Annotated in this window: 17 protein-coding genes; 13 read left to right on the top strand and 4 right to left on the bottom strand. The window is 70.4% G+C overall.

The window, feature by feature from the left end; genetic code table 11:
- Nucleotides 1–178: 178 nt before the first annotated feature.
- The 4 genes from eccB to IG86_RS0118865 all read left to right on the top strand — a co-directional run bounded on the left by eccB (nucleotide 179) and on the right by IG86_RS0118865 (nucleotide 3,924).
- The gene (eccB, locus tag IG86_RS0118850) at nucleotides 179–1,756 is read left to right on the top strand and encodes a type VII secretion protein EccB (protein WP_030823954.1); all 1,578 of its coding nucleotides are present in this window, start codon (nucleotides 179–181) and stop codon (nucleotides 1,754–1,756) included.
- 11 nt (nucleotides 1,757–1,767) lie between these two features.
- Entirely contained in the window at nucleotides 1,768–3,012 is a 1,245-nt protein-coding gene (gene mycP / locus IG86_RS0118855) for a type VII secretion-associated serine protease mycosin (RefSeq protein WP_030823957.1), read from the top strand.
- 213 nt (nucleotides 3,013–3,225) lie between these two features.
- Nucleotides 3,226–3,573: a hypothetical protein gene (locus IG86_RS0118860; RefSeq protein WP_030823960.1), complete on the top strand. Its 348-nt coding sequence runs from the start codon at nucleotides 3,226–3,228 to the stop codon at nucleotides 3,571–3,573.
- Between the two features lie 45 nt (nucleotides 3,574–3,618).
- Nucleotides 3,619–3,924, top strand: a complete 306-nt coding sequence (locus IG86_RS0118865; protein ID WP_030651188.1) for a WXG100 family type VII secretion target — start codon at nucleotides 3,619–3,621, stop codon at nucleotides 3,922–3,924.
- Between the two features lie 89 nt (nucleotides 3,925–4,013).
- On the opposite strand, the gene IG86_RS0118870 is transcribed toward IG86_RS0118865, so the two are convergent.
- A complete protein-coding gene (locus IG86_RS0118870) occupies nucleotides 4,014–4,259 on the bottom strand; it encodes a DUF397 domain-containing protein (RefSeq protein ID WP_030651192.1) in 246 nt (81 codons plus the stop codon).
- Nucleotides 4,260–4,387: 128 nt separating this feature from the next.
- Nucleotides 4,388–8,344: a type VII secretion protein EccC gene (locus IG86_RS0118875; protein ID WP_030823964.1), complete on the bottom strand. Its 3,957-nt coding sequence runs from the start codon at nucleotides 8,342–8,344 to the stop codon at nucleotides 4,388–4,390.
- Nucleotides 8,345–8,540: 196 nt separating this feature from the next.
- Here IG86_RS0118875 and eccD point away from each other — a divergent pair, with 196 nt between their 5' ends.
- The 6 genes from eccD to IG86_RS0118905 all read left to right on the top strand — a co-directional run bounded on the left by eccD (nucleotide 8,541) and on the right by IG86_RS0118905 (nucleotide 15,670).
- Nucleotides 8,541–10,046, top strand: a complete 1,506-nt coding sequence (eccD, locus tag IG86_RS0118880) for a type VII secretion integral membrane protein EccD (protein ID WP_030823967.1) — start codon at nucleotides 8,541–8,543, stop codon at nucleotides 10,044–10,046.
- Between the two features lie 183 nt (nucleotides 10,047–10,229).
- Entirely contained in the window at nucleotides 10,230–10,517 is a 288-nt protein-coding gene (gene rpsO / locus IG86_RS0118885) for a 30S ribosomal protein S15 (RefSeq protein WP_030011220.1), read from the top strand.
- A 307-nt stretch (nucleotides 10,518–10,824) separates the two neighbouring features.
- Complete coding sequence (locus IG86_RS0118890) at nucleotides 10,825–13,047, top strand: polyribonucleotide nucleotidyltransferase (protein WP_030651203.1); 2,223 nt, start codon at nucleotides 10,825–10,827, stop codon at nucleotides 13,045–13,047.
- On the top strand, nucleotides 13,044–14,423 hold the full coding sequence (locus IG86_RS0118895; RefSeq protein ID WP_030898159.1) for a M16 family metallopeptidase: 1,380 nt from the start codon (nucleotides 13,044–13,046) through the stop codon (nucleotides 14,421–14,423). Before IG86_RS0118890 ends, IG86_RS0118895 begins: the two co-directional genes overlap by 4 nt.
- A 26-nt stretch (nucleotides 14,424–14,449) precedes the next feature.
- Complete coding sequence (gene dapB / locus IG86_RS0118900) at nucleotides 14,450–15,202, top strand: 4-hydroxy-tetrahydrodipicolinate reductase (RefSeq protein ID WP_030898161.1); 753 nt, start codon at nucleotides 14,450–14,452, stop codon at nucleotides 15,200–15,202.
- Nucleotides 15,203–15,217: 15 nt separating this feature from the next.
- Nucleotides 15,218–15,670: a tetratricopeptide repeat protein gene (locus IG86_RS0118905; RefSeq protein WP_030651215.1), complete on the top strand. Its 453-nt coding sequence runs from the start codon at nucleotides 15,218–15,220 to the stop codon at nucleotides 15,668–15,670.
- A gap of 49 nt (nucleotides 15,671–15,719) precedes the next feature.
- On the opposite strand, the gene IG86_RS0118910 is transcribed toward IG86_RS0118905, so the two are convergent.
- Both IG86_RS0118910 and IG86_RS0118915 read right to left on the bottom strand, forming a co-directional pair.
- On the bottom strand, nucleotides 15,720–16,289 hold the full coding sequence (locus IG86_RS0118910; protein WP_030823977.1) for a hypothetical protein: 570 nt from the start codon (nucleotides 16,287–16,289) through the stop codon (nucleotides 15,720–15,722).
- A gap of 48 nt (nucleotides 16,290–16,337) precedes the next feature.
- Nucleotides 16,338–16,577, bottom strand: a complete 240-nt coding sequence (locus IG86_RS0118915; protein ID WP_030651221.1) for a hypothetical protein — start codon at nucleotides 16,575–16,577, stop codon at nucleotides 16,338–16,340.
- A gap of 224 nt (nucleotides 16,578–16,801) precedes the next feature.
- Here IG86_RS0118915 and thyX point away from each other — a divergent pair, with 224 nt between their 5' ends.
- The 3 genes from thyX to IG86_RS0118930 all read left to right on the top strand — a co-directional run bounded on the left by thyX (nucleotide 16,802) and on the right by IG86_RS0118930 (nucleotide 20,451).
- Nucleotides 16,802–17,542, top strand: a complete 741-nt coding sequence (gene thyX / locus IG86_RS0118920; protein ID WP_030898164.1) for an FAD-dependent thymidylate synthase — start codon at nucleotides 16,802–16,804, stop codon at nucleotides 17,540–17,542.
- 200 nt (nucleotides 17,543–17,742) lie between these two features.
- Entirely contained in the window at nucleotides 17,743–18,642 is a 900-nt protein-coding gene (dapA, locus tag IG86_RS0118925; protein WP_030898167.1) for a 4-hydroxy-tetrahydrodipicolinate synthase, read from the top strand.
- A 123-nt stretch (nucleotides 18,643–18,765) separates the two neighbouring features.
- Entirely contained in the window at nucleotides 18,766–20,451 is a 1,686-nt protein-coding gene (locus tag IG86_RS0118930; RefSeq protein WP_030823986.1) for a ribonuclease J, read from the top strand.
- Nucleotides 20,452–20,841 lie beyond the last annotated feature (390 nt).

Genomic DNA, 20,841 nt, shown 5'->3' on the forward strand with positions numbered 1-20,841 from the left:
TCCCCAATCCACCCCAACAAGCCCTGATTACCCCGGTGTGGAAGGCGCTGAGCGGCTGCCCCACCCTACCCGGCCCCTGCATACCGTCCGTCAAGAGGCATAGTAGGTGCCCGGTCCGACAATCGAGGCCCGGGGACCGTACTCACCGGCCGGGCCGTGCGGGGAGAAGCAGACGGTCATGGCATCACGACGTGATGAGCTCAACGCGTACACCTTTGCGAAGCGGCGGACGGTGGCCGCGTTCCTCCAGCCCTCCGCCACGGGTACCGAGGAGGGTGCCCCGCGCCCGCTGCGCGCGGTCCTCCCGGGGGTGGTCGTCGGAGCCCTCGTGCTCGCCGGGTTCGGTGCCTGGGGCATGTTCAAGCCCACCGCCCCCAAGGGCTGGGACGAGCCCGGCACGAAGGTCATCGTCGGCAAGGACTCCACGACCCGCTACGTGGTCCTGACGACGAAGGTGGGCGGCAAGGACCAGACGCGCCTGCACCCGGTGTTGAACCTCGCCTCCGCCCGACTGCTGCTGGACCCGCAGAAGTTCAAGGTCGTACAGGTCGAGGACAAGGTCCTCGACGCGGGCAAGCCGCCGCGCGGCCCCATCATCGGCATCCCGTACGCCCCCGACCGGCTCCCTTCCAAGGCCGAGGCGGCCAAGGCCAAGCGCTGGGCCGTCTGCCAGCAGCCGGGCGGCAACGGCCGAGGCGTGCAGACCGCCACCTTCGTCCTCGCGGACCGCGAGGCGTCCGTGACGGACGACGCCCGCAGGCTCACCGACACCCAGGCGCTGTACGTGGAGAGCACCGGGCCGGGCAAGGAGCGCTACCTGGTCGACGCGACCGGCACCAAGTACAAGTTCCCCGAGGGCACACCGGCCGCCGGGACCATGACCAACGCGCTGGTCGGCACCGGAGCCACCGCGCAGCAGGTCGGCCCGGAATGGCTGGGGACCCTCAACTCCGGCGACGACCTGGCGTTCCCGGCGATCCCCGGCAAGGCCGGCGCCAACGCCGACGTCAAGGGCCTGGCCACCGCCGACAACAAGGTCGGCATGGTGCTCAAGGCCCAGACCGGCTCCGGCACGCAGCACTACGTGGTCCTTCCCGGCAAGGTCGCGCCGGTCTCCGACTTCGTCGCCTGGCTGCTGATCTCGGCGCCCGCGACCGACGGCCTCAACATGCACGGCAAGGCCCGCGAAGTCGACCTCCAGTCGCTCGCCCCGGACGCCACCCCGTTCGCCGGCGGCGTCAAGTGGCCGCAGAGGAAGACCGAGCGGATCAACCAGACGACACCGCCCGCAGGCACCCCGGCGAGCGGCTCCAACAACCGCGACACCGTCTGCAACGTCCTGCGCTCGGTCGACGGCCAGGGCAACCAGACGCTGAGCACGTGGGCCGGCACCGGCTACCCCGTCGACATCACCGCCAGCGGCACCAGCGCGTACGTCACCCCGGGCTCCGGCCTGCTCTACACCCAGGTCCAGGGCAAGCAGACCACGGCCGGCGGCTCCCTCTTCCTGGTCACCGACACCGGCCTGCGGTACGCCGTCCAGGCCAACGGCGACAGCGACAGCGAGCAGTCCGAGATCGGCGCCCCCGACCAGTCCAAGGCGGGCGGGGACGGCCGCCCCGAGGCCAGCCAGGCGCAGGTCAGGCTCGGCTACGGCGGTGTCGCCCCGGCCATGGTGCCCATCGCCTGGTCGGAGTTCCTCTCCAAGGGCCCCCGGCTGGACACCAACTCCGCCCGTCAGCCCCAGGGTTCGTGAGGAAACCGCCGATGCCCCCGTACCGCGACGCCCGGCGCGCGCTCCTCGCCGCCGCCTTCGCCCTCACGCTGACCGCCGCCGGCGCCACGGCCGCGACCGCCGCGCAGCACCCCCCGTACGCCCTGCGCCTCGACGGCGCGGGGGAGTGCACCTTCCCCATGAAGAAGCAGATCGCGGACCGCCCCTGGGCCCTCCAGCGCCTCCTGCTCGACGAGCTGTGGGCGCAGACCAAGGGCAAGGACAAGAACGGCGCGAGCGTCCGGGTAGCCGTCATCGACACCGGCGTGGACCGGGCGAACCCGCAGCTCAGCGGCGCCCTCGACGTCGGCGCGGGCAAGGACTTCGTCGACCCCAAGGGCGGCGACGGCACGACCGACACCGTCGGGCACGGCACCAAGGTCGCCGGGCTGATCGCGGCCCGCCCCCAGGAGGGCACCGGCTTCGTCGGCCTGGCCCCGGACGCCACCCTGATCCCCATCCGGCAGAACGACGGGCAGGGCAAGGGCAACGCCCTCTCCCTGAGCCAGGCGATCGACCACGCGGTCGCCAAGGGCGCCCAGGTCATCAACATCTCGCAGGACACCGACGTCCAGCTGTCCGCGGACTCCGAGCTCGGCAAGTCCGTCCAGAAGGCCGTCGCCGCCAACATCGTGGTCGTGGCCTCGGCGGGCAACGACGGCATGAGCGGCCAGAAGCGCAAGACCTATCCGGCCGCCTTCCCCGGCGTCCTGGCCGTCGGCGCCTCCGACCGCAACAACGAACGGGCCGCCTTCTCCCAGCCGGGCGACTTCATCGGAGTGGCGGCGCCCGGCGTGGACATGGTCTCCACCGTCCCGGGCTTCGGCCAGTGCATCGACAACGGCACCAGCTTCTCCGCGCCCTACGTCGCCGGGCTCGCGGCCCTGCTGCGCGCCGAGCACGGGGACTGGTCCGCGCAGCAGATCGTCTGGCAGATCCAGAACACGGCCGAGCGCGCCGTCAACGGCCGCGACGACTACGTCGGTTGGGGTGTCGTCGACCCGGTCCGCGCCATCAGCCAGGACCAGCAGGCCCCGAAGGCCCCCGTCCCGGACCCGGGTCCGCCCCCGGCGACGGCACCGCAGGCCGCGCCCCTCCAGCTCACCGAGACGGCCCAGGAACGACAGGAGCGCTACGGCACGTACGCTCTCGGCATCGGCGCCGTCCTGATCGCCGTCATCGCGGGAACGGCCACGGTCGTCCGGGATGCGCGGAGCCGCCGACGTCGTTTGCAGTGAACAGTCACAGTTCGTCTACGGAAGCGGCCCACCGGTGTTGGGACTGCTTCATGAACTGACTAGAGTGACACCAGGCTTCACGAGTGTGATCGGGGGATCGCGTGAAGCGGAGGGGGACGGCCCGGAGCGCGTGGCACACATCCGCGCCAGGCACGCCCGCCCCGCTGCGCAATCCGCCGGTTCTGCCGGCGAATTGAGAAGTGAGGAGCTTCGATGAGCACGAACACCTTCGGACTTGCGGACGACCCGGTCGTCAAGGCGAAGAACAAGATCCAGGAGACGGGAACCGCCGTCTCCAAGCAGGCCCGCGAGCTTGCCGACATCATCGCCACCGTGAGCGCCGGCTGGACCGGTGTGGGCGCTTCGGGCTTCATCACGGCCCAGACGACGCTCAACGACAGCCACGACGAGATCCGCCGGCTGCTCGGCGTCCTGCACAACGCCGTGGCGCAGACCAAGAACCTCAGCAACGCGCAGGACGAGGAGGTGCGGGCCGCGTTCAAGAACGCCGTCCAGCCGACGTCCGGCGGCGGTGCCCGCTCGGGCCTCGACGGCATCTGATCAGCGCCCCCCTTTCCATTCGGCCGTAGCGAGAAGGAGAAGAACATGACGGCGAACGACGGGACCCGGGTCCGGTACGAGACCGTTCAGCAGATGGCGGACCGCATCCGGGTCGTCTCCGGGAACATCCTCAAGGACCTGGCCGAGATGGAGCAGGCCGTGAAGGTCGTCACGGACACCTGGGACGGTGAGGCGCACCAGGAGTACGTCAACCTCCAGAAGAAGTACAAGGCCAAGGCCGACACCATGCACGCGGAGCTGGAGAAGGTCGCCAAGCTCATCGAGCGCGGCAAGGACGACTACCGCGCCACCGACAAGCGGGCCTCGACCCTCTTCACCGAGGCCTACTGAGCCCGGCAGCGGACCCGGGCCCCGGGTCCCGAAACGCCGAAGGGGCGCGCCCGCTACGGGCGCGCCCCTTCGGCGTCTCCTGCCGCCCCTCAGGGCTCGTGGCGGTCCAGGTCGAACTCACCGTCCCTGGCGCCGAGTACGAAGGCCTCCCACTCGGCGGCCGTGTAGCGCAGCACCGTCTCCCGGTCCAGCGAGGACCGCATCGCCACCGCACCGTCGGGGAGCCGCGCGATCTCCACGCGCTCCTCGTCCGGGCTGGTCCCGGGCGGCCCTTCCCACTCCACACCGCTGATGTCGAGCGCGTACAGCTCGTCCTTCTCCTGCTGGGTGCCCATGGGTGGCCTTTCCCTCGGTGGTGCGGTCTTCCCCGCCGATTATCGGGGCTGCGCCGCGGACCGGGACGGTTTTCCGGCCGATGCACGGGGCCAGGTGCGTGATCCCCGGCCCCGGGCATCGGACCGGCTCACACGCCGCCCGGCATCCGGCCGAGCTGCACCAGCGACGTGCCCCGCCGCCGCGAGACGAAGTAGCCCCGGCCCGGCGGCATCGGACGCGGCCGGACGGTGCCCACCAGGTCGCCCTCCGCCGGATCGCCGGACAGGACGACGCCCTGCGCGCCCAGTTCCTTGATCCGCTGCATGAACGACTCGTACATCGAGCGCGAGGCACCCGCCGAGCTGCGCGCGATGATGAAGCGGACGCCCGTGTCGCGGGCGAAGGGCAGGTACTCCACCAGCGGCGCCAGCGGATTGCCCTGGCTCGTCGCCACCAGGTCGAAGTCGTCGATGATGATGAACACGTCCGGGCCCGTCCACCAGCTGCGGTCGCGCAGCTGCTGCGGAGTGACGTCGTCCGGAGGCTGCCTCCGCGAGAACACCCCGCCCAGCGCCTCCATGTGCATCTGGAGGGAGCTCGCCATCGGCGCGTACTCCAGCAGGTGCTCCTCCGGCAGCGCCCCGAGCAGGGTCCGCCGGTAGTCGCCGACGACCAGACGCGCCTGGTCCGGCGTGTACCGCTGCGCGATCTGCTGGGCGATGAGCCGCAGCAGGTTCGTCTTGCCCGACTCGCTCTCGCCGAAGACCAGCAGGAAGGGGTCGCTCTCGAAGTCGACGAACACCGGCTCCAGATCGGTCTCGTCGATGCCGATCGCGATCCCGCGGTCGGGGAACTCCCCGCCCTTGGGCAGCTGGTCGGAGTGGAGCAGCCGCGGCAGCAGCCGTACGCCCGGGGCCGCGGGCCCCGACCAGTTCTGCCGGACCGCCTCCACGAAGGACGCCGTCGCCTCCGACAGGTCACCGGCCTCGTGCGAGCCGTCGATCCGCGGCAGCGCGCCCAGGAAGTGCAGCTTCTCCGCGACCTGACCGCGGCCCGGCATCCCCGTGGGGACGTTCGCCGCGACCTTCCGGTCGAACTCCGAGTCCATCGTGTCGCCCAGCCGCAGCTCCAGCCGGCTGAGCATCTGGTCCTTCAGCGCCGCCCGGACCTCCATGTACCGGCCCGCGGTGATCACCACGTGGATGCCGTAGCCCAGACCGCGCGCCGCGATGTCCGTGACGACCTGCTCCAGGACCTCGTACTCGCCGCGGAAGTTGCCCCAGCCGTCGACGACCAGGAACACGTCGCCCCACGGCTCGTGCGGCAGGTCGCCCGCCGCCCGCCGGCGCCGGTAGGTGCCGATCGAGTCGATGTTGTTCGCGCGGAAGAACTCCTCACGGCGGTTGAGGATGCCCCCCACCTCCGCGACCGTGCGCCGCACCCGCTCCGGGTCCAGACGCGAGGCGATACCGCCCACGTGCGGCAGGTCCGAGACCGCCGACAGGCTGCCACCACCGAAGTCCAGCCCGTAGAACTGCACTTCGCGCGGGGTGTGCGTGAGCGCGAAGGAGGAGATCAGCGTCCGCATCAGCGTCGACTTGCCCGACTGCGGACCGCCGACCACCATCATGTGGCCCGCCGCACCCGAGAAGTCCCGGTACAGCACTTCGCGCCGCTGCTCGAACGGCTTGTCGATGAGACCGAGCGGCACGACCAGCCCGCCCGGCCGCGTGTAGCCGTCCGCGTGCAGCCCGCGCTCCGCGCTCGGCGCCAGCGCCGGAAGCAGCTGGTCCAGCGGCGGGGCCTGGTCGAGCGGCGGCAGCCACACCTGGTGCGCCGGAACGCCCTGGCCCTCCAGCCGGCTCACGATCACGTCCAGCACGGTGTCCGCGAGCGCGTCGTCCTCCCGCGACGACCGCGCGGCCAGGTACGCCGGGTCCGGGGCCGCGTACACCACCGGCACCGGCGCCGCGGTGAACAGCGCCGGGCGCCGCTCCACCGGGAACTGCCCCACCGAGAGGTCCGGACCGCCCGAACGGTAGGTGCCCGACACGTACGCCGCCTTGAAGCGCACCATCTCGTCCGTACCGAACTTGAGGTAGCCCGAACCGGGCACCGACGGCAGGTGGTAGGCGTCCGGCACACCGATCGCCGTCCGCGACTCCGCCGCCGAGAAGGTCCGCAGACCGATCCGGTACGACAGGTACGTGTCCAGCCCGCGCAGCTTGCCCTCCTCCAGCCGCTGCGAGGCCAGCAGCAGGTGCACGCCCAGCGAACGGCCGATGCGGCCGATCTGGATGAACATGTCGATGAAGTCGGGCTTCGCCGTCAGCAGCTCGCTGAACTCGTCGATGACCAGCACCAGCGACGCCAGTGGCTCCAGCGGGGCGCCGGCCGCGCGGGCCTTCTCGTAGTCGTGGATGTTCGCGTAGTTGCCCGCCGAACGCAGCAGCTCCTGACGGCGCTGCAGCTCGCCTCGGATCGAGTCGCCCATGCGGTCCACGAGCGTGAGGTCGTCCGCGAGGTTGGTGATGACCGCCGCGACGTGCGGCATCTGGCCCATGCCCGTGAAGGTCGCACCGCCCTTGAAGTCGGCGAGCACGAAGTTCAGCGTCTCCGAGGTGTGCGTGACCGCCAGACCCAGCACCAGCGTGCGCAGCAGCTCCGACTTGCCGGAACCGGTCGCACCCACGCACAGGCCGTGCGGGCCCATGCCCTCCTGCGCGGCCTCCTTGAGGTCCAGCATGACCGGCGCCCCGTCCTCGCCCACGCCGATCGGCACGCGCAGCCGCTCACCGGCCGACCGCGGCCGCCAGGTCCGCGCCACGTCGACCGCGGCCGCGTCGCCCAGGTTCAGCAGGTCCGTGAAGTCCAGGTTCGCCAGCAGCGGCTCGTCGTCGTCCCCGCCGCCCGTGCGCAGCGGCGCCAGCTGCCGGGCGAGGGCCTCCGCCGCGGGCAGCGACAGGGTGTCCGGCACACCCTCGTACGCGACCCCGCCGCCCGACTCCAGACGCAGCCGGCCCGGCCGCACCACGACCGACAGACCACCGCGCGGCTCGTCCAGCTCGCCCGCGACCACCTCGATGATGGTGACGCCCTGCAGGCCCTCGGCCGCGGCGAACACCGAGTCCGGGGGCACCATGCCGCCGTCCAGCACGACCACCAGGTGAGGCTGGTCCAGCACCGGGGACACGTCACGGCTGAACCGCGGCCGCCCCTCCAGCCGGGACGCCAGCATCCCCTCCAGCTCGGCGAGGTCGTCGCCGAACAGCCGCTTCGTGCCGGCCCCGTCGACCTGCCCCGGCAGCTGCGTGTGCGGCAGCCACTTCGTCCAGTCCCACGAGGGCACCGCACCCGGCGAGGCCACCACCGCCACCATCAGGTCCTCGGGGGAGTGCAGCGTCGCCAGCTGCGCGACCAGCGCCCGCGCCGCGCCCCGCGCCGACTCCGGCTCCCCGGACACCGCCACGTGGTAGAAGGCCCGCATCGACACCGCCATCGGCAGCCCGTCCAGCGAGGAGTGCACCTTCAGGAAGCGCTGCATGGCACCCGCCGTCAGCGGCTCCAGCTCGTCCACCGGCGCCGTCTCCGGCGCCACCAGCGGCGTCGACAGGCGCTGTGCACCCAGCCCCAGCCGGGCCTGCCCGAAGTCCGGGTCGCCGACCCGCCGCTCCCACAGCCGCGAACCGTCCGCCACCACCGACCACAACTGCTCCGGGGACGGGTGCAGATACAACTGCGCGTCGCGCTGCGCCCGCGCCGTCCGCCGCACCTGACGGCGCGTCTGGGCGAGGTACTTGAGGTAGTCCCGGCGCACGTCGGCCATTTGCCCCTGCGTACCGCGCCGGAAGCGCACCAGCTGCGCCACGACCATTCCCACCGTCGACGCCAGCATCAGCACACCCATGATGCGCATGAAGGGCGCCGCGCCCGGCATGAAGAAGAAGACGACGGAAGAGCCCATGCCCAGCATCGGCAGGAGCTGCATCAGCATGCCCTCCTGCTGCCCGCGCGGCAGTTCGGGAGGAGCCTCCAGCCGCAGCTCCTCCGAGGGAACCTCGGGCGGCAGGGACCGCGGCGGGCGTTTGACGACGATCTGGCTCACCGGAGCATCAATCCCTCGAAAACGGACGGGACGTCGCAACCGGCGCCCCCAAGTCCCGGGCGCGAAGGGGGTATCCCCCACGCGACGGTGATCCTACTTGCCGACTGTCACTCATACGCCCGGTAGGGTGTCGCGCGCAGCATGCGCATCCGCGAATCGAGCACGGGCGCGGACACCAACCAAGGGGGTCACGCAGGTGAGTACGGCCGGGACGACGGGTTTCTGCAGGGTCACCGTCGTGGCCCCCGACAGCCGCATCGACGTCGCCCTCCCCGAGGACATCGCCGTCGCCGACGTCTACCCCGAGCTGCTGCGCCTCACCGGCCAGACCCAGCCCGTCGGCGCCCCGACCGGCTTCCACCTCGTACGCCGTTCCGGGACCGTCCTCGACGGCGCCCGCACCCTCGCCGCCCAGCAGGTCCTCGACGGCGAGGTGCTGAGCCTGCGCCCCTTCGCCGAGTCCCTGCCGCCGGCCGTCTTCGACGACGTCTCCGACGCCGTCGCCTCCGCCGTCGTCCGCGACCGGCACCGCTGGAGCGACGACATGCTGCGCGGCGCGGGGCTGGCCGGCGCCGCGGTGCTTCTCGTCATGCTGGGCTTCGTCCTCTGGTACGCCGACCCCCTCCGCCACGACATGCACGGCCTGCCCGGGATCATCGCCGGCGCCGTCGGCGTCCTGCTCACCGCCGTCGCCGGGGTGCGCGCCCGCGTCTACCGGGACCGGCTCTCCGCCGTGGCCCTGGGCCTCGGCGCCCTCCCGCACCTGCTGATCGCCGGATCCGGGATCATCGGCCCCGCCGTCGGCGACGGCCCCGGCCGGCTCCAGTTCCTCCTGGGCTGCGTCTGCGTCCTGGTCGCCTCCGTCGCCCTGGTCGCGCTCACCCCCAGCGGCGACGCACCCTTCGTCGCGGCCACCTTCGTCGCCGCCACCGGCACCCTCGCCACCTTCGCAGCGATCGCCACCGAGGCCTCCGCGACCTCCACCGCCGCCGTCTGCGCACCCGTCGCCATCGGCCTCGTCGCCTTCCTCCCCGGCCTCTCCGCCCGCTTCGCCCGGCTGCCCATCGGCTACGCCGCCCCGCAGAGCGCCACCGAGGACTACCAGACCCCGGACCGCTACGAGACCGAGCCGTACGGTGACCAGCCCGGAGCCGACCAGAACGAGCCGGGCATCCCGCTCGACGCCGAGGCGATCGCCGCCCAGGCCCGCCGCGGCCACGAGATGCTGCTCGGCCTGGTCGGCGGCTGCGCCGCGGTCGCCGTCGCGGCCGCCGCCGTCCTCGGCTTCTCCGACAACACCTGGGGCCGCCTCCTGGCGCTGGCCACCGGACTCGCCATGCTGCTGCGCGCCCGCCTCTTCCGCTACACCTCCCAGGTGGTGTGCGCCCTGACCGCCGGCCTCGCCGCCGTCGCGCTGCTGATCCTGGGCCTCTCCCTGCACCCGCCGCGGGCCCTGCTCGAAGCCCTCGTCCTGGAGCAGGACCACAGCGGCCTGGACCTCCGTACGATCTGGCTCACCGCCGCGGTCGCCGCCGGCGCGGCCCTCCTCGCCGGAATTGCGCTTGTCATCCCCCGCAAGGGCCTGTCACCCTTCTGGGGAAGGCTGCTCGACCTCACCGAGGCGGCGGTCCTGCTCAGCCTGGTGCCCCTGACCCTGGCCGTGCTCGACGTCTACGCCCGGGCCCGCGCTCTCACCAGCTGAGACGGGGCCGAGCGGCAGCCTGGTACGCTGTGTGACGGCCGTTTGTGTACGCGTCCCCCGGATTCCCTGCGAAGGGGTCTGTGGACTGCGCCCAGCGGACCCCGCCTCCCGAGTAACGGAAGCTCCCCAGAGACTCAGACCTGGGGCACTCGGTGGCAACGAAGACCAAAACGAGGAGTACGCGTGCCGCTCGACGCCGCTACGAAGAAGCAGATCATCACCGAGTTCGGTGCCAAGGAGGGCGACACCGGCTCCCCCGAGGTCCAGGTCGCGATGCTCTCCCGCCGCATCTCGGACCTGACCGAGCACCTCAAGACCCACAAGCACGACCACCACTCCCGTCGTGGTCTGCTGATCCTGGTCGGCCAGCGTCGCCGCCTGCTGCAGTACCTGGCCAAGAAGGACATCCAGCGCTTCCGTACGCTGGTCGAGCGCCTCGGCATCCGCCGCGGTGCGGCCGGCGCCAAGTAAGACGCCGTGAAGGGAGCGGTTCCCACATCCGGGGGCCGCTCCCTTTGCTGTACGTGCGGTACGTACCGGTCCCTTTGTAGTCTGGAACGGACGCACGTGTACGTCCGACGACGAGACGTGCACAACTGAAGAGGAGGAGCGCCCTCCCACGCCGCCGGTCCTCGGTAGTGGCACCCGGAATGCCCCGTACGGGCAACGAACCGGGTGCTTCGATCGAAGACCGGCCAGCACGCCAGGAGCGCTTCTCCGCAACCGTCCTCCGCCACACGGGCGGCGGACGGAGACGACGAAAATGGAGAAAACGCTAGTGGAGAACGAGACCCACTACGCCGAGGCCGTCATTGACAACGGTTCCTTCGGCACCCGCACCATCCGCTTCGAGACGGGCCGCCTGGCCCGCCAGGCCGCCGGCTCCGCCGTTGCCTACCTGGACGACGACACGATGGTGCTGTCCGCCACCACCGCGTCGAAGAAGCCCAAGGACCAGCTCGACTTCTTCCCCCTGACGGTGGACGTCGAGGAGCGGCAGTACGCGGCCGGCAAGATCCCCGGCTCCTTCTTCCGCCGTGAGGGCCGCCCCTCCGAGGACGCGATCCTCACCTGCCGCCTGATCGACCGCCCGCTGCGCCCGTCCTTCAAGAAGGGCCTGCGCAACGAGATCCAGGTCGTCGCCACCGTCATGGCGCTCAACCCGGACCACCTGTACGACGTGATCGCGATCAACGCCGCGTCCGCGTCCACGCAGCTGGCCGGCCTGCCCTTCTCCGGCCCGATCGGCGGCGTCCGCGTCGCGCTGATCCGCGGCCAGTGGGTGGCGTTCCCGACGCACACCGAGCTCGAGGACGCCGTCTTCGACATGGTCGTCGCGGGTCGCACCCTCGAGGACGGCGACGTCGCGATCATGATGGTCGAGGCCGAGGCCACCGAGAAGACCATCGCCCTCGTCAAGGGCGGCGCCGAGGCGCCGACCGAGGAGATCGTCGCCGCCGGCCTCGACGCCGCGAAGCCGTTCATCAAGGTCCTCTGCAAGGCCCAGGCGGACCTGGCGGCCAAGGCCGCCAAGCCCGAGGGCGAGTTCCCGGTCTTCCTGGACTACCAGGACGACGTGTACGAGGCCCTCGCGGCCGCCGTCAAGGGCGAGCTCTCCCAGGCGCTGACCATCGCGGGCAAGCAGGACCGCGAGGCCGAGCTGGACCGCGTCAAGGAGATCGCCGCCGAGAAGCTCCTCCCGGCCTTCGAAGGCCGCGAGAAGGAGATCTCCGCCGCCTACCGCAGCCTGACCAAGGCCCTGGTGCGCGAGCGCGTCATCAAGGACAAGGTCCGCATCGACGGCCGCGGGATCACGGACATCCGTACCCTCGCCGCCGAGGTCGAGGCCATCCCGCGCGTGCACGGCTCGGCGCTGTTCGAGCGTGGCGAGACCCAGATCCTGGGCGTCACCACCCTCAACATGCTCCGCATGGAGCAGCAGCTGGACACCCTCTCCCCGGTGACCCGCAAGCGCTACATGCACAACTACAACTTCCCGCCGTACTCCGTCGGCGAGACCGGCCGCGTCGGTTCGCCGAAGCGCCGCGAGATCGGCCACGGCGCGCTCGCCGAGCGCGCGATCGTGCCGGTCCTGCCGACCCGCGAGGAGTTCCCCTACGCGATCCGTCAGGTGTCCGAGGCCCTCGGCTCCAACGGTTCGACGTCCATGGGCTCGGTCTGCGCCTCCACCATGTCGCTGCTGAACGCCGGTGTGCCCCTCAAGGCCCCCGTCGCCGGTATCGCCATGGGCCTGATCTCCCAGGAGATCGACGGCAAGACCCACTACGTCGCCCTCACCGACATCCTCGGTGCGGAGGACGCCTTCGGCGACATGGACTTCAAGGTCGCCGGCACCAAGGAGTTCGTCACCGCGCTCCAGCTCGACACCAAGCTCGACGGTATCCCGGCCTCCGTCCTGGCCGCCGCCCTCAAGCAGGCCCGCGACGCCCGCCTCCACATCCTCGACGTGATGATGGAAGCGATCGACACGCCGGACGAGATGTCCCCGAACGCCCCGCGGATCATCACCGTCAAGATCCCGGTGGACAAGATCGGTGAGGTCATCGGCCCCAAGGGCAAGATGATCAACCAGATCCAGGAGGACACCGGCGCCGAGATCACGATCGAGGACGACGGCACCATCTACATCGGTGCCGCCGACGGCCCGGCCGCCGAGGCCGCCCGCGCCACGATCAACGGCATCGCCAACCCGACCATGCCGGAGGTCGGCGAGCGCTACCTGGGTACGGTCGTCAAGACCACCACCTTCGGTGCCTTCGTCTCCCTGCTCCCGGGCAAGGACGGCCTGCTGCACATCTCGCAGATCCGCAAGCTCGCCGGTGGCAAGCGCGTGGAGAACGTCGAGGACGTGCTCGCGGTCGGCACCAAGGTCCAGGTCGAGATCGCCGAGATCGACCAGCGCGGCAAGCTCTCCCTGATCCCCGTGATCGAGGGCGAGGCCGCCGCCGACGAGGCTGACAAGGACGACTCCGACAAGTGACGTCGCGTAGTTCCCGTGTGACGGCCCGCCCCTCTTCGGAGGGGCGGGCCGTCGCCCGTACCCAAACCCTGCTCAAGGGCAGCAACGGCATCGGCACCGTCCGGCGCACCGTCCTGCCCGGCGGACTGCGCGTCGTCACCGAGACGCTGCCCTCCGTCCGCTCGGCCACCTTCGGCATCTGGGCACACGTCGGCTCCCGCGACGAGACGCCCACGCTGAACGGCGCCACGCACTACCTGGAGCACCTCCTCTTCAAGGGCACGCAACGGCGCAGCGCCCTGGACATCTCCTCCGCGATCGACGCGGTCGGCGGCGAGATGAACGCCTTCACGGCGAAGGAGTACACCTGCTACTACGCACGGGTGCTCGACACCGACCTGCCGCTCGCCATCGACGTGGTCTGCGACATGCTCACCGGCTCGCTGATCCGCGAGGAGGACGTCGACGCCGAGCGCGGCGTCATCCTCGAAGAGATCGCGATGACCGAGGACGACCCGGGCGACATGGTCCACGACCTGTTCGCGCAGACCATGTACGGGGACACCCCGCTGGGCCGCCCCGTCCTCGGCACCGTCGACACGATCAACGCCCTCGGCGCCGACCGGATCCGCCGCTTCTACAAGAAGCACTACGACCCCCGCCACCTGGTGGTCGCCGCGGCCGGCAACGTCGACCACAACAAGGTCGTACGACAGGTCCGCGCCGCCTTCGACAAGGCCGGGGCCCTCACGCACACCGACGCCGAGCCCATCGGCCCGCGCACCGGCACCCGGCGCATCCGCACCTCCGGCCGCGTCGACCTGGTGAACCGCAAGACCGAGCAGGCCCACGTGGTCCTCGGCATGCCCGGCCTCGCCCGCACCGACGAGCGCCGCTGGGCGCTCGGCGTGCTGAACACCGCCCTCGGCGGCGGCATGTCCTCCCGCCTCTTCCAGGAGGTCCGCGAGAAGCGCGGGCTCGCCTACAGCGTGTACTCGTACACCTCGGGCTTCGCCGACACCGGCCTCTTCGGCGTGTACGCGGGCTGCCGCCCCAACCAGGTCCACGACGTGCTGCGGATCTGCCGCGACGAGCTCGACAAGGTCGCCACCGACGGGCTCGGCGACGACGAGATCAAGCGGGCCGTCGGCCAGCTCTCCGGCTCCACCGTCCTCGGACTGGAGGACACCGGCGCGCTCATGAACCGCATCGGCAAGAGCGAGCTGTGCTGGGGCGACCAGATGTCGGTGGACGACATGCTGGCCCAGATCGCCGCGGTCACCCCGGACGACGTCCGCTCGGTCGCACAGGATGTACTGGCCCAGCGGCCCTCGCTCGCGGTGATCGGTCCGCTCAAGGAGAAGCAGGCCGCCCGCCTCGACGAGGTCGTCGCCTAGTTCCGTACGTAGGTAAGGAAGAGACTATGAGCAAGCTGCGCGTGGCAGTCCTCGGCGCCCAGGGCCGCATCGGCTCCGAGGCGGTCAAGGCGGTCGAGGCCGCCGAGGACATGGAGCTGGTCGCGGCGCTCGGCCGCGGCGACCAGCTGGAGACGCTGGCCGAGGCCGGCGCACAGGTCGCGGTCGAGCTGACCACCCCCGCCTCGGTGATGGAGAACCTCGAGTTCCTCGTCCGCCACGGCATCCACGGCGTGGTCGGCACCACCGGCTGGACCGAGGACCGCCTCGCGCAGCTGGACACCTGGCTCGCCGCCTCCCCGAAGACCGGTGTGCTCATCGCACCGAACTTCTCCATCGGTGCCGTCCTCACCATGAAGTTCGCCGCCCAGGCCGCCCGCTACTTCGAGTCCGTCGAGGTCGTCGAGCTGCACCACCCCAACAAGGTCGACGCCCCCTCCGGCACCGCGACCCGTACCGCGCAGCTCATCGCGGCCTCCCGCGCCGAGGCCGGCCTCGGCGCGCAGCCCGACGCCACCGCCACCGCGCTGGACGGCGCGCGCGGCGCGGACGTCGACGGCGTCCCCGTCCACGCCATCCGCCTGCGCGGCCTGCTCGCGCACCAGGAGGTCCTCCTCGGCGGCGAGGGCGAAACCCTGACCATCCGTCACGACTCCCTGCACCACAGCAGCTTCATGCCGGGCATCCTGCTCGGCGCGCGCCGCGTGACGCAGACCCCGGGCCTCACCTTCGGCCTGGAAAACTTCCTCGACCTGGGCTGACTGGGCTGATTCACGATGCGCGCGAAGATCACGTACTTCATCACGGCCGCCGTCCTGGTCGTCTACTTCGTCCTGGTCGGCAGCCGGGGCCTGCTGCTGATCCAGCAGGGCACCCTGCTCACCGTCACCTTCGGGGTGGCCGTGCTGATCCTGCCGGTCATCGGGATCTGGTTCCTGTGGAAGAACACGCAGTTCGTCACCAGGGCCAACCAGCTCGCCGGTGAGCTGGAGGCCGAGGGCGGACTGCCCGTGGACGAGCTGGAGCGCGACCAGTACGGCCGGATCCTGCGGGACTCGGCCGACGAGGTCTTCGCACGCCGCAAGGCCGAGACCGAGGACGCGCCGGGCGACTGGCGCAGCTGGTTCCGGCTCGCCGTCGCCTACCACGACGCCCGGGACACCCCGCGGGCGCGCAAGGCCATGCAGCGGGCGATCGCCCTGCACGACAAGAAGCCCGTACAGGTCTGACACCTGTACGGGCTCCCCGTTGCTTCCCGGCAACCCCGGGACCCGGATCTCAGGCGGGCACGGGCCGGTACTCCTCGGCCCAGGCCTCGACCGTGTCGGCGGCCCGGTCGAAGGCCTCGGCCCGCGACAGGAAATCGGCGTTGTGGTCGGTCAGCAGCACCGGCGGCTCCTCGACGCCGCGGGCGGACACCGTCAGCGCCTGCCCCTGGACGGTCCTCGGCAGTCCGAGCCAGCGCACCGGCTGCTGCACCGTGCGGATCTCGCCGACCTCGTTCCACGGGATCGTGCGGGTCACGAAGAAGCCGACCCGGCGCAGACCCGTACGGCTGACCCACACGCCCACGCGCAGCATCTGCAGCGCCGAGCCGAGGACGGCGAGGGCGGCGAGCAGGCAGGCGCCCGCTCCGGCCCAGCCCCCGCCGGCGAAGGCGATGATCATGGTGGCCAGGAGCATGAAGGCGGACAGCAGGAGCAGCACTGCGGCGATCGCCACGCGCCAGGGGCCCGGCCGGTAGGGCCGCCGCCAGCGGTCGTGGTCGTCGTCGGCATGGGCCAGGACCTCGTCGCCGACGTCATCCACATCGGACACGCCGTCGGCCGTCAGGAAGGGCAGGGGCACGGCTGGACCTCACTCACATGCACGTTCGGTTGGGCTGTGCCCGTGAGGCTACCGCCCCTCGGACGCAGTCGACTGCTGCGACTTCTCCGGTGCCTTGTTCGGCTGCAGCGCCGGTATGCCGAAGAGCAGTGAGCCGGCGAGCCCCGCGACCACGGTCAGGCCGACCAGACTACGGGCGGCCAACTGGGCCTTGCCCAGCCGCTCGCGCGGCGGTGGAGTGACGTTGCTACGGAAACGGTCGGCCTCGGCGACGAAGGCGAACGGAACGGGTTCGCGCCGGCGAAACATGAGAGCGAATCTCCTCGGGCTCGATGCGGGTGCGTTCTGTCCTGTAGGACGTACGGGCCGCTCAATCGGTGCCGGATTTCGGGACATTAACCAAAATTCATGGCTGTGCGTTTGCTGTGCGACAGCCGTGCGGACGTCCGGGCGGCAGGAGGGCTTGCGCGGGGACCGTCGAGGCGCGCCGTAGAGTGGGCGCGCCCCAGGACGCACGTTTGGAAGGACCCCCGGTGAGCGAGACCGCCGCTTCAGATCTGAAACCCAGCTTCCGCAGCGACGTGACGGTGGAGCTGGTGAAGCACTCCGCCGCCGACTCCGACGTACTGTGGGCGGCCCGCGTCTCCACGGCCGGCGAGCAGTCCCTGGACGAGCTCCAGAAGGACCCGGAGCGTTCCAAGGGCCTGATCAACTACCTGATGCGGGACCGTCACGGCAGCCCCTTCGAGCACAACTCGATGACCTTCTTCATCAGTGCCCCGATCTTCGTCTTCCGGGAGTTCATGCGTCACCGCGTGGGCTGGTCGTACAACGAGGAATCGGGCCGCTACAGGGAGCTCGAGCCGGTCTTCTACGTCCCCGACGCCGAGCGCAAGCTCGTCCAGGAGGGCCGCCCCGGCAAGTACGTCTTCGTCGAGGGCACCAGTGCGCAGCAGGAGCTGACCGCCCGCGTCATGGAGGACTCCTACGTGCAGGCCTACGAGGCCTACCAGGAGATGCTCGCCGCGGGCGTCGCCCGCGAGGTGGCCCGTTCGGTCCTGCCGGTCGGCCTTTTCTCCTCGATGTACGCCACCTGCAACGCCCGCTCGCTCATGCACTTCCTGGGCCTGCGCACCCAGCACGAACTCGCGGCCGTCCCCTCTTTCCCGCAGCGGGAGATCGAGATGGTCGGCGAGAAGATGGAGCAGCACTGGGCCAAGCTCATGCCGCTGACGTACGCGGCGTACAACGCCAACGGTCGCGTTGCCCCGTAAGGGCCGTAACACCCCTGGCGTACAGATGTACGGCGTCAAGTCCGAAGTGTCCGTATTGCGACGTTTCGTAAAGTTCATCTAGGCTGATCAAACGGACCCGGCACTGCTTGAACCCCCGAGCAGGCAGTGCCGGCGTCCAACACCCCGTTGACGTCCCCCGAGGGGACACCGCGAGCATGGCAGCGAGTAGCGTGTTACCCATGGCTCCGATCTCGACTCCGCAGACCCCCTTCGGGCGGGTCCTCACCGCCATGATCACGCCGTTTACGGCGGATGGCGCACTCGACCTCGATGGCGCGCAGCAGCTCGCCGTCCACCTGGTGGACGCAGGCAACGACGGCCTGATCGTCAACGGCACCACCGGTGAGTCGCCGACCACCACCGACGCGGAGAAAAACGACCTCGTACGAGCCGTCCTCGAAGCCGTCGGAGACCGCGCCCACGTGGTCGCCGGCATCGGTACCAACGACACCCGGCACACCCTCGAACTGGCCCGCGAGGCCGAGCGCACCGGCGCCCACGGCCTGCTCGCCGTCACCCCGTACTACAGCAAGCCGCCGCAGGAGGGCCTCTACCGGCACTTCACGGCGATCGCCGACGCCACCGAGCTGCCGGTCATGCTCTACGACATCCCCGGCCGCAGCGGTGTCCCGATCGAGACCGAATCCCTGGTCCGGCTGGCCGAGCACCCCCGTATCGTGGCCAACAAGGACGCCAAGGGCGACCTCGGCCGCGCCGGCTGGGCGATCGCGCGCAGCGGCCTCGCCTGGTACTCCGGCGACGACATGCTGAACCTGCCGCTCCTGTCGGTCGGCGCCGTCGGCTTCGTCTCCGTCGTGGGCCACGTGGTCAGCCCCGACCTGCGCGCCATGCTGGAGGCCCACCTCGCCGGGGACGTCCAGAAGGCCGCGGAGATCCACCAGAAGCTGCTGCCCGTCTACACGGGCATGTTCCGCACGCAGGGTGTGATGACCACCAAGGCCGCGCTGAACCTGCAGGGCCTGCCCGCCGGCCCGCTCCGGCTCCCGCTGATCGAACTGACCGACGAAGAGACGGCCCAGCTCAAGATCGATCTTGCTGCGGGCGGGGTACAGCTCTGACAACAGACTTCACAACTCAATAAGCACCACCGAACAAATACAAAGCAGACAACAGCAAGTGCACGAATGACATGCGCGCCACGTGCCTTCCGGGTACGTGGCGTGCGTGGTGAGGAGACACTTTTGAGCCATCCGCATCCGGAACTCGGTCCGCCGCCGAAGCTGCCCAAGGGCGGCCTCAGAGTCACCCCCCTGGGTGGCCTCGGTGAGATCGGCCGCAACATGACGGTCTTCGAGTACGACGGCCGCCTCCTGATCGTCGACTGCGGCGTCCTCTTCCCCGAAGAGGAGCAGCCGGGCATCGACCTGATCCTGCCGGACTTCTCGTCCATCCGGGACCGCCTCGACGACATCGAGGGCATCGTGCTCACGCACGGTCACGAGGACCACATCGGCGCCGTTCCGTACCTCCTGAGGGAGAAGCCGGACATCCCGCTGATCGGCTCCAAGCTGACCCTGGCCCTCATCGAGGCCAAGCTCCAGGAGCACCGCATCCGCCCCTACACCCTTGAGGTGAAGGAGGGCGAGCGCGAGAACCTCGGCCCCTTCGACTGCGAGTTCATCGCGGTCAACCACTCCATCCCGGACGCGCTGGCCGTCGCGATCCGCACCGGCGCCGGCCTGGTCGTCGCCACCGGCGACTTCAAGATGGACCAGCTCCCGCTGGACCGGCGCCTCACGGACCTGCACGCCTTCGCGCGTCTGAGCGAGGAGGGCATCGACCTCCTGCTGTCGGACTCGACGAACGCCGAGGTCCCGGGCTTCGTCCCGCCGGAGCGGGAGATCTCCACCGTCCTGCGGAACGTCTTCGCCAACGCCCACCACCGGATCATCGTGGCCAGCTTCGCCAGCCACGTGCACCGCATCCAGCAGATCCTCGACGCCGCCCACGAGTACGGCCGCCGGGTCGCCTTCGTCGGCCGCTCGATGGTCCGCAACATGGGCATCGCCCGCGACCTGGGCTACCTCCGCGTCCCGGCCGGTCTCGTCGTGGACGTCAAGACGCTCGACGACCTGCCGCCCCACGAGGTCGTCCTGGTCTGCACCGGCTCCCAGGGCGAGCCGATGGCGGCCCTGTCCCGCATGGCCAACCGCGACCACCAGATCCGGATCGTCCCCGGCGACACCGTGATCCTGGCGTCGTCCCTGATCCCGGGCAACGAGAACGCGGTCTACCGCGTGATCAACGGCCTGACCCGCTGGGGCGCCAACGTCGTGCACAAGGGCAACGCCAAGGTGCACGTCTCGGGCCACGCCTCGGCCGGCGAGCTGCTGTACTTCTACAACATCTGCAAGCCGCGGAACCTGATGCCGGTCCACGGCGAATGGCGCCACCTGCGCGCCAACGCCGAGCTCGGCGCCCTGACGGGCGTCCCCAAGGACCGGATCGTCATCGCCGAGGACGGCGTGGTCGTCGACCTGATCGACGGCAAGGCCCGGATCTCCGGCAAGGTGCAGGCCGGCTACGTGTACGTGGACGGCCTCTCGGTCGGCGACGTCACGGAGTCCTCGCTGAAGGACCGCCGGATCCTCGGCGACGAGGGCATCATCTCGGTCTACGTCGTGGTGGACAGCACCACCGGCAAGGTGGTCAGCGGCCCGAACATCCAGGCCCGCGGTTCCGGCATCGACGACGGGGCCTTCGGCTCGGTCATCGCCAAGATCGAGGAAGCCATCGCCCGCGCTGCGGCCGACGGCGTCGCCGAGCCGCACCAGATCCAGCAGCTCATCCGCCGCACGATGGGCAAGTGGGTGTCGGACAGCTACCGCCGTCGCCCGATGATCCTCCCGGTCGTCGTCGAGGTCTGATCCGGACCTCGCCGTAGCGCCGTCACCGGAGCGGGGCAACCGGATTTGCATCCGGGGGCCCCGCTCCAGTACGTTTGCGTCTCCACCCCGCAAGACACCCAGGCACACACGTGTGTCCGGGCCGAGTCGTGCGGGCGGGTGGGAATCAGACGCCGGGGAGACCTGATAAAGTCTGATCCGCCCGAAAGGGAAAGGCCCTCCAACGGCCACCGAATTCAAATCCAAGCAGACTGCGGCTTTCGAGAAGCAGGGCGCGGAAATGGTCTGGTAAGGTTGGAACCGCCGGAAAGGGAAACGCGAAAGCGAAAACCTGGAAAGCGGCCGAGGAAATCGGACACGAAAGAGTCTGATAGAGTCGGAAACGCAAGACAGCAGAACGAAAGCCCGGAG

Origin of the sequence: Streptomyces virginiae (genome assembly GCF_000720455.1) — a bacterium.
GTDB classification, from domain to species: Bacteria; Actinomycetota; Actinomycetes; order Streptomycetales; family Streptomycetaceae; genus Streptomyces; species Streptomyces virginiae.

Coding starts and splice junctions, on each gene's coding strand:
- eccB (WP_030823954.1), top strand. CDS start 179: ATGGCATCACGACGTGATGAGCTCAACGCGTACACCTTTGCGAAGCGG.
- mycP (WP_030823957.1), top strand. CDS start 1,768: ATGCCCCCGTACCGCGACGCCCGGCGCGCGCTCCTCGCCGCCGCCTTC.
- IG86_RS0118860 (WP_030823960.1), top strand. CDS start 3,226: ATGAGCACGAACACCTTCGGACTTGCGGACGACCCGGTCGTCAAGGCG.
- IG86_RS0118865 (WP_030651188.1), top strand. CDS start 3,619: ATGACGGCGAACGACGGGACCCGGGTCCGGTACGAGACCGTTCAGCAG.
- IG86_RS0118870 (WP_030651192.1), bottom strand. CDS start 4,259: ATGGGCACCCAGCAGGAGAAGGACGAGCTGTACGCGCTCGACATCAGC.
- dapB (WP_030898161.1), top strand. CDS start 14,450: ATGAGCAAGCTGCGCGTGGCAGTCCTCGGCGCCCAGGGCCGCATCGGC.
- IG86_RS0118905 (WP_030651215.1), top strand. CDS start 15,218: ATGCGCGCGAAGATCACGTACTTCATCACGGCCGCCGTCCTGGTCGTC.
- IG86_RS0118915 (WP_030651221.1), bottom strand. CDS start 16,577: ATGTTTCGCCGGCGCGAACCCGTTCCGTTCGCCTTCGTCGCCGAGGCC.
- dapA (WP_030898167.1), top strand. CDS start 17,743: ATGGCTCCGATCTCGACTCCGCAGACCCCCTTCGGGCGGGTCCTCACC.